15 protein-coding genes are annotated in these 14818 nt (G+C 63.7%); 2 read left to right on the top strand and 13 right to left on the bottom strand.

The annotated features are described in order from the left end of the window. Position 1: 1 nt before the first annotated feature. The gene (locus IYX23_RS16805; RefSeq protein WP_154452211.1) at positions 2-235 is read left to right on the top strand and encodes a hypothetical protein; all 234 of its coding nucleotides are present in this window, start codon (positions 2-4) and stop codon (positions 233-235) included. Between the two features lie 98 nt (positions 236-333). On the opposite strand, the gene IYX23_RS20315 is transcribed toward IYX23_RS16805, so the two are convergent. The 7 genes from IYX23_RS20315 to purL form a co-directional block, all read right to left on the bottom strand. Further along, a complete protein-coding gene (locus tag IYX23_RS20315; protein WP_246716903.1) occupies positions 334-561 on the bottom strand; it encodes a hypothetical protein in 228 nt (75 codons plus the stop codon). Positions 562-579: 18 nt separating this feature from the next. Further along, entirely contained in the window at positions 580-1503 is a 924-nt protein-coding gene (rsmA, locus tag IYX23_RS16795; protein ID WP_196394125.1) for a 16S rRNA (adenine(1518)-N(6)/adenine(1519)-N(6))-dimethyltransferase RsmA, read from the bottom strand. Beyond that, positions 1504-2505, bottom strand: coding sequence for a 4-hydroxythreonine-4-phosphate dehydrogenase PdxA (pdxA, locus tag IYX23_RS16790; RefSeq protein ID WP_196394124.1), 1002 nt, complete (start codon positions 2503-2505; stop codon positions 1504-1506). A 147-nt stretch (positions 2506-2652) separates the two neighbouring features. Next, the gene (locus IYX23_RS16785) at positions 2653-2889 is read right to left on the bottom strand and encodes a hypothetical protein (RefSeq protein WP_196394123.1); all 237 of its coding nucleotides are present in this window, start codon (positions 2887-2889) and stop codon (positions 2653-2655) included. Between the two features lie 221 nt (positions 2890-3110). Next, positions 3111-3455, bottom strand: coding sequence for a Grx4 family monothiol glutaredoxin (gene grxD, locus IYX23_RS16780; protein ID WP_196394122.1), 345 nt, complete (start codon positions 3453-3455; stop codon positions 3111-3113). A 49-nt stretch (positions 3456-3504) separates the two neighbouring features. Next, positions 3505-3735, bottom strand: coding sequence for a BolA/IbaG family iron-sulfur metabolism protein (locus IYX23_RS16775; RefSeq protein WP_026222654.1), 231 nt, complete (start codon positions 3733-3735; stop codon positions 3505-3507). Between the two features lies 1 nt (position 3736). Continuing rightward, positions 3737-5980: a phosphoribosylformylglycinamidine synthase subunit PurL gene (gene purL, locus IYX23_RS16770; protein ID WP_196394121.1), complete on the bottom strand. Its 2244-nt coding sequence runs from the start codon at positions 5978-5980 to the stop codon at positions 3737-3739. Positions 5981-6326: 346 nt separating this feature from the next. Between purL and IYX23_RS16765 the strand changes: the two genes are divergently transcribed. Beyond that, the gene (locus IYX23_RS16765; protein ID WP_196394120.1) at positions 6327-8036 is read left to right on the top strand and encodes an OmpW family outer membrane protein; all 1710 of its coding nucleotides are present in this window, start codon (positions 6327-6329) and stop codon (positions 8034-8036) included. 224 nt (positions 8037-8260) lie between these two features. Here the strand turns inward: IYX23_RS16765 and IYX23_RS16760 are convergent, their stop codons facing one another. From IYX23_RS16760 to IYX23_RS16735, 6 genes are all read right to left on the bottom strand, one after another. Continuing rightward, positions 8261-9133, bottom strand: coding sequence for a ParB/RepB/Spo0J family partition protein (locus IYX23_RS16760; protein ID WP_196394119.1), 873 nt, complete (start codon positions 9131-9133; stop codon positions 8261-8263). 85 nt (positions 9134-9218) lie between these two features. After that, positions 9219-10031, bottom strand: a complete 813-nt coding sequence (locus IYX23_RS16755) for a ParA family protein (RefSeq protein WP_196394118.1) — start codon at positions 10029-10031, stop codon at positions 9219-9221. Further along, positions 10028-10666: a 16S rRNA (guanine(527)-N(7))-methyltransferase RsmG gene (locus IYX23_RS16750; RefSeq protein WP_196394117.1), complete on the bottom strand. Its 639-nt coding sequence runs from the start codon at positions 10664-10666 to the stop codon at positions 10028-10030. Before IYX23_RS16750 ends, IYX23_RS16755 begins: the two co-directional genes overlap by 4 nt. Beyond that, the gene (mnmG, locus tag IYX23_RS16745; RefSeq protein WP_196394116.1) at positions 10663-12504 is read right to left on the bottom strand and encodes a tRNA uridine-5-carboxymethylaminomethyl(34) synthesis enzyme MnmG; all 1842 of its coding nucleotides are present in this window, start codon (positions 12502-12504) and stop codon (positions 10663-10665) included. Before mnmG ends, IYX23_RS16750 begins: the two co-directional genes overlap by 4 nt. 36 nt (positions 12505-12540) lie before the next feature. Continuing rightward, on the bottom strand, positions 12541-13839 hold the full coding sequence (mnmE, locus tag IYX23_RS16740) for a tRNA uridine-5-carboxymethylaminomethyl(34) synthesis GTPase MnmE (RefSeq protein WP_196394115.1): 1299 nt from the start codon (positions 13837-13839) through the stop codon (positions 12541-12543). After that, positions 13836-14813 (bottom strand): aromatic ring-hydroxylating dioxygenase subunit alpha, encoded by a 978-nt coding sequence (locus tag IYX23_RS16735; protein WP_196394114.1) that lies wholly within the window; start codon positions 14811-14813, stop codon positions 13836-13838. The genes mnmE and IYX23_RS16735 overlap by 4 nt, the downstream gene beginning before the upstream one ends. Positions 14814-14818 lie beyond the last annotated feature (5 nt).

Raw genomic sequence — 14818 nt, 5'->3', positions numbered from 1 at the left:
TATGGCCATGATCAGCGCTCTCAAGCACCTGCTGCCCGCGATCGAGAACTGGCCCGCCGAGGACCAAGAGGCTCTGGCCGAGGCCGCGCGCGAGATTGAGGCGGCGCGGGCCGGCCATTACGCGATGACGCCTGAAGAAGAGGCGGCGGTTCTGGAAGGACTGGCCGAGGTCGAGCGCGGGGACTTCGCCCCGGCCGAAGAAATGGCGGCGTTGTGGAAGAAATTCATGGCTTAAAAAACCGCTATGCGCCGGCCGCACAACGTGACCTCGCTTCAATATTCGCCTATCTCGCCGAACGTTCTCCGCAAGCGAAGCGACTCATCGCCGCAAGACTAAGTAACGCGATCCTCCTCATCGCCGACAACCCCGCCATTGACGTGCGAACGCAACGGCCAGGAATATTCGTCAAATTCGTTCCAAAATCCGCCTATAAGATTTTCTCCCGCATTCAAGAAGAAACGATCGAAGTAATTCATATCCGTCATTCCAGCCGGCGGCCCTGGCTTTTCTGAAATTTCATTCGCGGAAAAACGTGCCCATCGCTTCATCGCGCCATGCACCACGATTCCCCCCAAGCGTTACTGAGCCGAAAGCGCGTTGGCCAGAGCGACGAAACCGGCGACGTCGATTTCTTCCGCCCGCTTGGTTTCGTCTATTTTGGCCGCCTCGAGCAGCGCCGAGGCGTCGACGCCAAGCGACTTCAAACTTTGCCGCAACATTTTGCGGCGCTGTCCGAAGGCGGCTTGCGTGACGCGCGACAATGCGCGCGGATCGCAGTGAAGCGGCTTCGGATTTGGCGTCAGCTCAATGACGGAAGAGGTCACTTTCGGCGGCGGCGTGAAAGCGGCGGGCGACACATCGAAAAGAATGCGCGCCTTCGCGCGCCAGCCACACAGCACAGCGAGCCGACCATAATCGGCGCGCTCTTTCGGCGTCGCGACGATGCGCAGCGCGACCTCTCTTTGAAACATCAGCACATACCGGTCGAAGACCGAGGGCCAGGGTTCCGCTGCGATCCACCTCGTCAGCAGCGCCGTGGCGACGTTATACGGAAGGTTGGCGCAGATGCGCGCAGAAACTCGGTTGTCATTCCCGACAGGCCGAAGGCCTGATCGGGAGTCCAGAGCAATGGCGTTGTTATCCGCGTCCGGAATGACAGGCGCGTGTGTCCGCACGAGCGCGGCGACGTCCATCTCCAGCGCATCGCCTTCGATGATCGTCAGCCGGCCTGGATAATGCGCCGCGATCTCTTCAAGCGCTGGCAGACAGCGAGGATCGCGTTCGACGGCGATCAGTCGCGCGCCTTGCTCGAGCAGCGCGCGCGTCAGCCCGCCGGGACCCGGGCCGATTTCGACAATGATCGTGTCATCGAAAGGTCCGGCGGCGCGGGCGATGCGCGCGGTGAGATTGAGATCGAACAGAAAATTCTGTCCAAGCGATTTTCTTGCGTCGAGCCCGTAACGGGCGACGACGTCTCGCAAAGGCGGCAGCGTGTCGACCACTTAACTGATTCGTCCTGCAAGTTTGATCGCCTCGATCAGGCTTGTCGGATCGGCGATTCCTTTGCCGGCGATGTCAAAGGCCGTTCCGTGATCGGGCGACGTGCGCACGAAAGGAAGGCCGAGCGTGACATTGACGCCGCGCTCAAAGGCGAGCGTCTTGATCGGAATGAGCGCCTGATCATGCGTCGGACACAGCGCCACGTCATATTTCGCGCGAGCGGATTCGTGGAACATCGTGTCGGCGGGAAAGGGTCCAGACGCATTGACGCCGCGCGCGCGCAATTGCGCGATCGCCGGCGCGATGACGTCAATCTCCTCGCGGCCGAGCGCGCCCTCTTCGCCTGCATGAGGATTAAGGCCGGCGAAGGCGAGGCGCGGCTTACTGATGTGAAAACGCGCGCGCAGATCATGGGCCACAATCTCTCCAGTCTCGACGATCAGTTCGCGCGTCAAGCTTTTCGACGCGTCGGCCAGCGGAATGTGGATCGTGATCGGAACGACGGCGAGCTCCTCCGACCACAGCATCATCACTGCGCGATAGTCGCCGCCATAATAGCGATGCGCGAGCTCCGCCAAAAACTCGGTGTGCCCGGGATGTTTGAATCCGGCTTCATAGAGAACCGATTTCGCGATCGGATTGGTGACGACGGCGCGCGCTTCGCCCTTTGCGACGCACGCCACCGCCTTCTCGATCGAGCTAATTGTTGATTGAGCGTCTTGAGAATCGGGTCTGCCTGGCGCGCCGGCGACAACATGACGCCCCGTATCGACGACAGGCAACGCGCGGGAGAAGACATCGCGGGCCTGCGCCGCCGTTGTGCTTTCAATCTGGATTTCGAGCGCGAGAGTGGCCGCGACTCGGGCGATAAAAGCGGGATGGCTGAGCAAAAAAAATGGTGGCAGATCGCGTGATTCGCGCAAGACATAGGCCATGAGCGCGAGCTCCGGCCCGATGCCTGAAGGGTCGCCTTGAGTGAGGGCGATGGGCGCTGCGGCGTTCATCTCGCCGCGAAACGCAGCGAAGCGCGAAGGTCAAACCGGGGCCAAGAAGACATTGCGCGAAATTGGCGCAACGCACTCAGGAAATCAAATCCGTTCCAGAGCAAATCGCGTCATGGCGGCGGCCAGGACGCGCTCATCTGGACTTATTCAGTCGTACATCATGCCATGTACGCCATAGTAACGCTGATCCGGCCACGCATAGCTTTTGCGGCGCGGGGTGGCCGCGGACCACTGCGCGGGGCTTTGATCCGCGATCATCGGTTCGTCGGGATAGCCAAAGTGACGAGCGTCAGCGGAGCCATAATTGTCTTGGGCAAACGCCGAGGAGATTGATGCGGGCGCAACGAAAGCCGCCAGCGCGACAACCGTAAGCATGCGTTTCATGGGAGCGCTCCTTCAGTCGAAGCTCATCCGCCTGAGGCCCCGAAAAGCCGGGCGCCCGGATACTCGACCCTTACTGTAATATCACTGTCATGAAACCGTGGTAGGGGCGCCGCCCGAAATTCTCATAGGTCCACGCACACGCAAAAAATCCGGCGCGCGCCTGCCAACAGCGCGCCGGATTATTCCGAAGACGTATTCGACCGAGATGTGTGCGACGCGCGCTAGGCCTTGCTGGCCTGAGCGCGCGGCACGCCTTCTTTGTCGAGCAAAGCGACGAGTTCGCCGCTCTGGAACATTTCCTTGGCGATGTCGCAGCCGCCGATGAATTCATTCTTCACGTAGAGCTGCGGGATCGTCGGCCAATTGGAATAGGCTTTGATGCCGTCACGTATCGCGCCGTCGGCAAGCACGTTGATCGCCTTGTAAGGCACGCCGAGGTGATTGAGGATCTGCACCACCTGCATGGAGAAACCGCACTGCGGGGCCTGCGGCGTGCCCTTCATGAAGAGCACGACGTCGGAGGATTCAATTTCGCTTTTGATGCGGGCGTTGGCGTCTTCGGACATTGTCATTTGCCTTTCTTGCGGCGTTCAAGGCGCCGGTTGAGGAGAGAGATTAGGGCGCGCGCGTCGTCAGCTGCAGCGCATGCAATTCGCCGCCGAGCCGGTCGCCGAACGCGGCGTTGACCATCTGGTGCTGCTTGACGCGGGTGAGGCCGCGGAAGCTTTCGGAGACGACCGTCGCCGCCCAATGATCGTCATCGTTGACGAGCGCGGTCAGCTCCACCTGCGCGTCGGGTATGGCGGACTTGATGAGACGCTCGATTTCAGCGGAGGGCATGGGCATTTTATGACACCTGTGTCGAGAAAGCGCACGAAAGCGCGTTGTCATCTCCGGCCATGAAGGCCGGCAGCGGGGCTTCATGCGCCTTGCGCAGCTCGGTCAGCAATATCGGCGCCTCGCCGGGCAGGATCAAGGCGTCGCCGCCGACGCGGCCGATCGCCAGAATGGGCACGCCCGCCGCTGCGCCCTCTTGGACCACCTCGGCGTCCTCGCCCTGGGGAATGGTGACGAGATAGCGGGCCTGGTCTTCTCCAAACAGCGTCGCGTGTCCAGGACCCGACGGGAGCGCCGCGATTTCGGCGCCCATGTCGCCCGAGAGCGCCATTTCCGCCAGCGCGATGGCGAGACCGCCGTCCGAGAGGTCATGCGCCGCGCTGGCGCGCCCGGAAAGAATCAGTCCCCGAACGAAGTCGCCGTTGCGGCGCTCGGCGGCGAGGTCGACCGGCGGCGGCGCGCCGTCCGTGCGCCCGCATAGATCGTGCGCATAGGCTGACTGGCCGAGCCAGCCCTTCGTCTCGCCGATGAGCAGGATCGCGTCCCCGTCTCTCACGAAGCCGGTTTGCGCCGCCTTGGCGACGTCGGCGATGAGTCCGACGCCGCCGATCGCCGGAGTGGGCAGAATGCCGGCGCCTTGCGTCTCATTGTAGAGCGAGACATTCCCGGAAACGATGGGGAAATCCAGCGCCCGGGCGGCTTCGCCGATCCCCTCCAGACACCCAACGAACTGGCCCATATATTCGGGCCGCTCCGGATTGCCGAAATTCAGATTGTCGGTGAGCGCCAGCGGCGTCGCGCCGCGCACGGTGATGTTGCGCCAGCTTTCGGCGACCGCCTGCTTGCCGCCCTCGTAAGGATCGGCGGCGCAATAGCGCGCGGTGACGTCGGTGGTCAGGGCCAGGCCTTTTGGTCCCTCCTCCACCCTGACCACGGCGGCGTCGCCGCCGGGCGGCCGCACGCTATTGCCGAGAATGAGGTGGTCGTACTGCTCCCAGACCCAGCGCTTCGAGCAGAGATTTGGCGTCGCCAGCAGTTTCAGCAGCGCTTCGCGGTTCGTCAGGGGCGATTTGAGCGACGCCGAATCGAGCGCCGGCTGTTTCGGCGTCTGCGTCCAGGGACGGTCGTAGAGCGGTGCCTCGTCGCCCAATTCCTTGATCGGGAGATCGGCCTTCACCTCGCCCCTGTGCTTGACGACAAAGCGCAGCGTGTCGGTCGTCCTGCCGACGATGGCGAAATCGAGCCCCCATTTTTTGAAAATCGCCTCGGCTTGTTCTTCGAGTTCGGGCTTGAGAACCATGAGCATGCGCTCCTGGCTCTCCGAGAGCATCATTTCATAGGCGGTCATGCCCTCTTCTCGGCAGGGAACGGCGTCGAGGTCGAGTTCGATGCCGAGATTGCCCTTGGCGCCCATCTCCACCGCCGAAGATGTGAGCCCGGCGGCGCCCATATCCTGGATGGCGATGACCGCGCCCGACGCCATGAGCTCCAGGCAAGCTTCCAGCAGCAGCTTTTCCGAAAAAGGATCGCCGACCTGCACGGTGGGGCGCTTTTCCTCGGCGTCCTCTTCAAAGGACGCCGAAGCCATGGTGGCGCCGTGAATGCCGTCGCGTCCGGTCTTCGAGCCAAGATAAACGATCGGATTTCCGACGCCGGCGGCGGCCGAGTAGAAGATCGAGTCTGCGCGAGCAAGCCCGACCGCCATGGCGTTGACGAGAATATTGCCGTCGTAGGAGGCGTCGAATTCCGTCGAACCGCCAACCGTCGGCACGCCGAAACTGTTGCCATAGCCGCCGACGCCGGCGACGACGCCGGCGACGAGCCGCCGCGTCTTTGGATGCGACGGGCGGCCGAAGCGCAGGAGGTTCAAGCAGGCGATCGGCCGCGCGCCCATCGTGAACACGTCGCGGAGGATGCCGCCGACGCCCGTCGCCGCGCCTTGATAGGGTTCGATAAAGGAGGGGTGGTTGTGGCTCTCCATCTTGAAGACGCAGGCGTCGCCATCTCCGATGTCGATCACGCCGGCGTTCTCGCCCGGACCGCGAATCACCCAAGGGGCTTTGGTCGGCAGCTTGCGCAGATGCACGCGCGACGACTTGTAGGAACAGTGCTCGTTCCACATCGCCGAGAATATGCCGAGTTCGGTGAAGCTCGGCGTGCGGCCGATGAGAGTCAGGATGCGCGCATATTCGTCGGGCTTGAGGCCATGAGCGGCGGCGAGTTCCGGCGTAACGGCGGGTTCGGTCGCGCTCACTTAACCTCGCATTGACGTGAAAATCCCGGCCGCTCTTCGAGCGTCTTCGCCGCGCTGCGGCGGCGCAAGGATTACTGTGCGCCGTCTGGCGCGGCAAGCCGCGCACACGCCTAAAATCGCATCTAAGACGCTGTGCACGGCAGCGCCTGCAGCAAAGCTATGCTCGCTATCCCACATGAATCTCAGGGGATTGTTGCCCGATAGCCACAGCGGCCAAGAATGAGCATGCCACAGCCTAATTTTGCATCAGAGTTAGTTGCATTACCAAAAATTTATAGCAACGTGAACGGGACTTCGGCGCCTTCGTCGTCGACCGTCTACCGCAGAATTTAATCCGGGGGTTCCGATGAAGAATTTTGTTCGCGGCGCGCTAGCCGCACTTGTGGTCGGGAGCGTGGGCGCCGCCGCCCAGGCCGCCGACCTGCCCAGCTATAAGGCGCCGCCGCCGCCGCCGCCGCCGACGTTCACCTGGACGGGTCTCTACGGGGGCGTCAACATCGGTTACGCCTTCGGCGACAACACTCGGGAAACCGGCGGCCTGGGCTACCTCACCGGCATTCCGGTGATCGGGGCGGCTCCGCTAGCGCCGCTTGGCTCCACCTGGAGCGTCGGGCAAGATCTGCACGGGATCGCCGGCGGCGCGCAGCTCGGCTACAATTATCAGTTCAACCCCTGGCTCGTCTTCGGCGCCGAGGCCGACATCCAGGCCACCGATGCGGTCTCCCACAGCAGGTCGACCCTCGGGCGGTTCGACGCCGCCGGAGGCCACCTGCAGAGCATGAATTCGACGAAGAACGTCGACTGGTTCGGCACTGTGCGCGGCCGGATCGGCTTCACCCCGATTTCGATACCGAATCTGATGATCTATGGCACGGGTGGTTTCGCCTATGGCCAAGTCGTCAACAATGTGGGCTTCGCCGATAATTTTATCAATCTGGGAATAAGCGGCATCGGCAACGGCTATTACGACAACACCAAAACCGGCTGGACCGCGGGCGGCGGCGTCGAATGGTCGCCCTCCATGTTCCCCTCATGGTCGCTCAAGGCCGAGTATCTCTACGTCGATCTCGGCTCAACGACCGCGAATTCCGTGCCGCTCAACGGCGGCGTCCCGGCTCTGATCGGCCCCACATCTCCTGTGTTCGCAGCGACGCATAGCTCGCCGACGCGCTTTCAAGTCGTTCGCGCGGGCATAAACTGGCACTTCGATCCCCTGGCGGCTATCGCGTCTGCTTCATCCAGCGCGGGCGGCGCTCTACCCTCGATCAAGGGACCGCCGCCGGTCTTGGTGGATAGCTATCAGCCCTTTCAGGTGCGCCTGAAGGTTGCCGGCGTCATTCCGCTCAACGGCCATGGCACGGTCTACGACTCGGGCTCCGGATATCCCGGCTTGGGCTCCATTGGTCGGCTTTCGGGCCTGACCGGCGCTAATGGCGTCATTGCCGGCGCGAGCACCAATACCTCGTCGGCCATTATCCCGATGCTTGACGTGGCCTATTATCTCAACAAGAACTGGGCGATCGAAGCGATTTGCTGCGTCGCGCACCATCATATCCAGGGCACCGGCACAATCTCCAGCGACTTCGCCCGCGCCTGGCTGTTCCCGCCGTCTATCATGGCGCAATACCACGTCACCAATTTCGGCGCTTTCCAGCCCTACATCGGCGTCGGCTTGAACTTCACCACTTTCTGGAACACCCGCGTCAATAACGACACCTGGTCGATTCCTTTCGCCCCTGGCGCGCCGCTTAGCACCCTGGGTCTGGGGGGAGTCCGCAGCACCTTCCAATACGCCACGGTCGCGCCGTCCTGGGGCCCCGTCGGACAGATCGGCTTCGATTATATGCTGAACGAACATTGGGGCGTGAACGTCGACTTCAAATATATCGGGCTGCACCCAATGGTTCACTCCACCGTCGTCTCTTTCCTGCCGCAAGCGCCGGCGCTGGGAGCGGTCTACATCCCGGTCAAGGTGTCTCTGCCGATCAATCCGGTGGTTATCTCGGCGGGCCTCACCTATCGCTTCGGCGGCAGCCTTCTGTCGCCGCTGTTCTAAGGTTAGCAGTCACGTGAAACCGGCCCTTGCGGGTCGGTTTCCGATACAAAAAGCCCCCGGCGCGAGCCGGGGGTTTTTTGTTGCGGGGCATCGCTGAGAGTGCGCCAACGCCGATCGAGGAAAGCCGCGCTGCGCGTGGCGGAGCGCCATTGCCGCAGCAAGACGGCGCCGTCTATTCTGACCACGCCGACCAGCTGACGTCGACGTTGTGACCAAGAGGAAAGCTATTGGGTCAGCAGCCGACAAATCGAGTCGAGTTGCTCCAATGATTCGTAGCGAATCCGAAGCTCGCCGCCCTCACCCTCGGAACGAAGTTCGACACGCATGCCGAGCGCATCGCTCAAGGTCTTTTCTATCGCGCGCGTATCGGCGTCCTTGGCGGGGCGAGCGGCGACGCTCTTCGACGGGCGAACATTCAGGGCGTGGTCCTTGGCCAGTCGCTCGACGTCGCGAACCGTCAATCCCTTTTCGACAATGCGGCGCGCCACCGCGCTGGGGTCCGCCACGGCGAGAAGCGCGCGTGCGTGGCCGGCCGAAATCGCACCCTCGCCCACGAGGCGTTTCGCGTCCTCCGGCAAAGCGAGCAGGCGAATCGTATTGGCGATGTGCGACCGGCTCTTGCCAATGATTTTCGCGATTTCGCCGTGGGAATATCCAAACTCGGCGCCGAGCCGCTCATAGCCCTTCGCCTCCTCGATCGCGTTGAGGTCGGCGCGCTGGACATTCTCGATGATCGCGAGTTCGAGCGCTTCCTTGTCGTTCGCCTCATGGATGACGACCGGCACGTCGGAAAGACCCGCCATTTGCGCCGCGCGCCAGCGCCGCTCTCCAGCGATGATTTCATAGGCGTCGGCGACGCCGACGATGACGCGCACGATAATGGGCTGGATCACGCCCTTCTCGCGGATCGAAGCGGTCAGTTCGGCCAGATCCTCCTCGCGAAAGGAGATACGCGGATTGCGCGGATTCGGGCGCAGGAACTCGATCGGCGCCGTTCGCGGACCGCGCGGCCGCTCTACCGGAGCGGCGTCCGCGGCGGCGTCGCCGAGAAGCGCCGCCAATCCCCGGCCCAGCCGGCGCCGCGAGTCATCCGCCATCTTGAAGGCTCCTTCTTGGTTCTAAGGCTGCTTGGCTCTAAGACTGCTTGGCGCTCGGACTGCTTGATCTTGGGCTGCGTGACTCTTAGGCCGCGCGCAACCGCTTCTCGCGCTGGATCACTTCCGAGGCGAGCTTCAGATAGGCCTGACTGCCCGCGCATTTGAGGTCATAGAGCAGCACCGGCTTGCCATGTGAAGGCGCCTCCGAGACCCTGACGTTGCGCGGGATCATCGTCTGATAGACCTTCTCGCCCATGAAACGACGCACATCCGCGACGACTTGATTGGCGAGGTTGTTGCGGGGGTCATACATCGTCAGAACGACGCCGTGGATCGACAACTTTTGGTTGAGAGTCTGCCGAACCTGTTCGACAGTCGAGAGGAGCTGAGACAGGCCTTCCAGCGCGAAGAATTCGCACTGCAGCGGCACAACGACGGCGTCGCTGCTCGCTAACGCATTGATTGTCAAGAGATTTAGCGATGGCGGGCAGTCGATCAGAATATAGCTGTAACGCCGCTCAGCATCGTGATCGGCCGCCAGCTCGGCGAAGGCGCGCTTCAACCGATAGGCGCGATCCTTGTCATTGGCGATTTCGAGCTCGACGCCAAGAAGGTCGAGCGTCGACGGCGCGATCGACAGCCGCGGCACGGCCGTCGCGATGATCGCGTCGGCGAGGCTCGATTCGCCGAGCAGCACGTCATAGGTGGAAATCGTTCGTTGATGACGGTCGACGCCGAGGCCGGTCGAGGCATTGCCTTGCGGATCGAGGTCGATGACGAGAACTTCCTCGCCGACCGCCGCGAGCGCTGTGCCGAGATTGATGGCGGTGGTCGTCTTGCCCACGCCGCCCTTTTGATTGGCCAGCACAAAAATGCGCGGCGAAGCGGAAGCGGTCACGATGGGGAAACCTTGTGCTTGACGACGACGACTCGCGCGCCCTTACGGGTGCGGCTGTCCGCCGATTCGCAGCTCAAGCTACCGAGCGCCTCAACCGCGGTCAATTCGTCTCGCCACTCTTCCCCCTTTAAAAACACGCCAAGGGCGCCTTTTTCTAACGGCGCTTCGGCAAGTTGCACGAGACGGGAGAGCGGCGCGAGGGCGCGTGCGCTGACGCCGCCAACTTCGGCGGCCAAAACTGGCAGAATGCTTTCGATCCGCTCAGCATGAATGACCACCGGCGCTCCTGTTTCACGTGAAACAGCGCGGAGGAATCCAGCCTTGCGCTGATCGCTCTCGATCAGATGCACCAGCGCGTGCGGCGTTGACTTCAACAAAAGCGCGGTCACCAGCCCCGGAAATCCCGCGCCGGACCCCAGGTCCGCCCAACGCCTGACGTGCGGCGCGGCGGCGTGAACCTGCGCCGAATCGCCAAAATGCCTCAACCAAATGTCGTCGAGCGTCGCCGAGGAAACGAGATTGATCTTCGCCTGCCAGCGACGCAGCAGCGACTCGTAGATCTCAAGCTCGGCTTCAATCGGTTTGAGCTCTGGGAAAAGACTGAGCGCCTCTTCCCGGCAAGATCTGTCTCTCACGCGCGGCGCGCCCGCGCCGCCAACAGCGTCAACGCCGAAGGCGTCATGCCGTCGATGCGCTGCGCCTGACCGATGGTGCGCGGCCGCAGATAGCTCAATTTTCCGCGCAATTCCGCCGAGAGCCCGGCGATCGCCGCATAATCTAACCCATCCGGCAGCGCCAGCCGCTCATCACGTCGATACGCGTCGATATCGGCCTGCTGGCGGTCGAGATAGACGGCGTAGTGCGCCTCGGTCTCGATGCGTTCAGCAGTTTGCGGGTCAATTCCGCTCAACTCGGGCCAGATCGCCGCGAGGCGATTGAGGGTGATGTCCGGAAACGACAGCAGCGCATAGGCGCTGCGGCGCAGCCCGTCCTGATTGACCGGCAGCCCATGCCGGCGCGCGGCCGCCGAGGTCAATTCGCGCGTCTGCAGCATCGTTCGCGCCGCCTGCAGGCTGGCCGCGCGAACTGCGTGATGCGACGCCCGATCAGCGCCGACGCAGCCGATCTCAATCCCGCGCGGCGTCAGGCGCTCGTCGGCATTGTCGGCGCGCAGCGACAGGCGATATTCGGCGCGCGACGTGAACATGCGATAGGGCTCGCCGACCCCCCGGGTGACGAGATCGTCGATCATCACCCCGAGATAGGCTTCGGCCCGATCGAAGATGATCGCAGCCGTTCCGGCGGCGTAGCGCGCCGCATTGATCCCGGCAAGAATCCCCTGCGCCGCAGCCTCTTCATAGCCGGTGGTGCCGTTGAGCTGCCCGGCGAAGAAGAGCCCGCGAAAACGCTTGGTCTCGAGCGTCGCACAGAGTTCGCGCGGATCGACATAGTCATATTCGATCGCATAGCCCGGTCGCAGAACGCGGGTCTTCTCGAGCCCAGGAATGGCGTTGATGAAGGCCTGCTGGGTCGCGAGCGGCAGCGAGGTCGAAATGCCGTTCGGATAGACCGTGTCGTCGTCGAGCCCTTCGGGTTCGAGAAAGATCTGGTGGGCGTCGCGGTCGGCGAAGCGCGTCACCTTGTCCTCGATCGAGGGGCAATAGCGCGGTCCCGGGCCGGAGATGGCCCCCGTCCGCATTGGCGAGCGATGCAGATCGTCGAGAATGATCTGATGTGCGGCAGGCGTCGTGCGGGTGACGCCGCAGGCGATCTGGCGGTTCGCGATCGCCGTCGTCAAATAGGAGAAGGGCTCGGGCGTCGGGTCGCCCCATTGGACTTCGAGAGCCTCCCAGCGGATGGTGCGCCCGTCGAGCCGCGGCGGCGTGCCGGTCTTGAGCCGCGCGACCGCAAAGCCTGCCGCCCGCAACCGTCGGCTCAGTCCGTTGGACGGCGCGTCGCCCATCCGACCCGCCGGCGTGCGCTCATCGCCGATATGGATCACCCCGCCGAGAAACGTGCCGGTGGCGACGACGACGGATGCGGCCCTGATCTCGCCCTCGGCGGTGACGACGCCACGAACAGTTTCGCGCTCCATCAGCAGATCTTCGACGGAGGCTTCGACGATCGTCAGATTTGCGGTTGCGTCGAGCGCCGCCTGCATCGCCGCGCGATAGAGCATGCGGTCGGCCTGGGCGCGGGGACCACGCACCGCCGGGCCCTTGGAGCGGTTGAGCACGCGGAACTGGATGCCGGCGGCGTCGGCGACCCGCCCCATCAGCCCGTCGAGCGCGTCAATCTCTCGCACCAGCTGGCCCTTGCCGAGCCCGCCGATCGCCGGATTGCAGGACATTTCGCCGATTTTTGCGCGATTCTGGGTCACCAGCGCCGTTCGGGCGCCAAGACGCGATGCCGCGGCCGCAGCCTCGCAGCCGGCGTGGCCGCCGCCGATTACAATGACGTCGAATTGCTTCATCCCGTAAATCATTTCTCCTGTTTCACGTGAAACATATCATTTGCCGATACAGAAACGCGAGAAGACCGCATCGAGAATTTCCTCAACATCGACGGCGCCGACAATCCGCCCGAGCGCGGCGCTGGCGCGGCGCAGTTCCTCGGCCTGAAGCTCGAGCGCCTCGCCGCCAGCAAGGACAACTTCAATATTTTCAACGGCTTGTTCCAACGCATGGCGATGCCGTTCTCGCGCGATCAGCGACGCCGCGCCGTCGCCCAGGCGCGCCCGGGCGCGCGCTCCAATCGCTGCCGCCAGAGTCTCGAGCCCCTCGCCACTCAAGGCGCAGACGCCGATCGCGCCTTGAGGCGCCGGCGTCAGATCGGTTTTGGTCGCGACGCGGATTGTCTCGACGTCGTGCGCCGGCGGCGCCTCTGCAGAATCCGAGAGCCAAAGCGCCAGATCGGCGGTTTCGACCCGCGCCAGCGTCCGATCGACGCCAATCCGCTCGATCGCGTCCGCCGCCTCACGCAGACCTGCCGTGTCGATCAGCGTGACCGGCAATCCGCCAATATCGAGATGGGCTTCGATCATATCCCTTGTCGTGCCGGGGATCGGCGAGACGATCGCCAGGTCGCGCCGGGTCAGCGCGTTGATCAGCGTCGATTTGCCGACGTTCGGCCGCCCGAGAATCATAACGACGAACCCATCGCGCATGCGCTCTGAGGCTGGCGCGAGCTGCAGCGCCGCGCGCATGTCTTCGGCAAGCGGCGAAAGCAGCGCGCCGAGCCGCGCCGGCGAAAACACCCCGACGTCCGCCTCGTCGCTGAAGTCGAGTTCGGCTTCAACAAGCGCCAGCGACTCCACCAGCGTCGCCCGCCAGCCCTCGACCTTCCGGCGCAACGCGCCGCCCGCCACCCGCAACGCTTGTCGCCGCTGCGCCTCGGTCTGCGCGTCGACGAGATCCGCCAGCGCTTCCGCTTGAGAGAGATCGAGCTTGCCATTGGCGAAGCTGCGGCGCGCGAATTCACCGGGTTCGGCCGGCCGAAGGCCAGGGAGCCGATGCAAAGCGGCGAGCGCGCCCTCCACGACCGCGCGGCCGCCATGGAGCTGCAGTTCGGCGTAATCCTCGCCCGTTGTCGACGCGGGACCGGGAAAGAACAGCGCAATCCCCCGATCAAGCATTTCCCCAGTTTCTGGATCGCGCAGAACCGCAAAGCTCGCCTGCCGCGGCGCCGGGAGCTTGCCGGCGAGCGCCATGACCGCCTCCCCGGCCCCTGGCCCCGAAATCCGGATGACGGCGATGGCGGCGCGCCCTGCGCCGGTGCCGAGCGCGAAGATCGTGTCATCCGGCGTCACGGCGAGGCTGCCTGGTTTCCGCGCGGCGCAGATCCGGAACTTCCCAGCAACCGCTCGCGATAAATCTTGCGAAACGCCAGGGTCGGCGCATCGGTGCGAACGGACGCCTCTTCGGCCGCCGGCGGAACCACGGGCGGCAGAGAGGATTCAACGATCGCCTGATCCTCGCGGGCGATCCTGCGATTCATCCAGCGGAAGCCGAAATCAAACAGCGGCGCACGCGCGAAACTGCGCACGGTCAGGAGCCAAAGCCGGGTCGTCTGCTCGTCTTCGGGGATGCAGGCGACCATGAGCCGAAAAATCTTCCCCGGCGGGTCGATGAAGAGCTCCATCACATTGGGAAAGCGATAATCCATATTGCCGGCGCGGGGCGCGCCATCGACGCTCGCGCAAATGCGTCCGCCGTAGGGCGTCGCTTCAAAAATCATGTCCAGCCTGCCGGCGCCGACGTGCTTAGAAAGATCGCGCCCGATCGTGCTGCGGTGCACAAAAGGCAGATGCGGACTGTCGAGCATGTTTTCCATGACTCGCGTCCAATGCGCCTTCCAGACCACCGATTGGGCGCACAGCGCGACGCCCTGCGGCGCCATAAGCCTCTGAGATGGCGAAGGTTCCTCGTTGGGATCGAACCCCGTGTAGAGCCACAGCAGACCGCCGGACTCGCGACACGGCAGGGCCACGGCGCTCAAGTTTTCGCGTTTGGCGTCCGGATTCCAGGGGACGTGGCAGTTGCGGCCGGCGCCGTCGAAACGCCAGCCGTGGAAGGGGCATTCGATGACGCCCTTTTCGACTCGCCCGAGCGAGAGCGCGACGCCGCGATGCGGACAGCGATCGATGAGGGCGCAGGCCTTGCCGCCGGCGTCCCGGAAGAAGACGACGCGCTCGCCGGCGACGCGCATCGCCAGCGGCGCGTCGCGCTTTAAGTCGCGCGCCAGGCCGACGATCGTCCACACATTGGCGAAATCCTTGAACATGCGCG

This window comes from Methylocystis sp. L43 (genome assembly GCF_015709525.1).
Lineage (GTDB): Bacteria > Pseudomonadota > Alphaproteobacteria > Rhizobiales > Beijerinckiaceae > Methylocystis.
The sequence above is the reverse complement of the archived record's forward strand: the minus strand, read 5'-3'. Positions and strand labels throughout refer to the sequence as shown.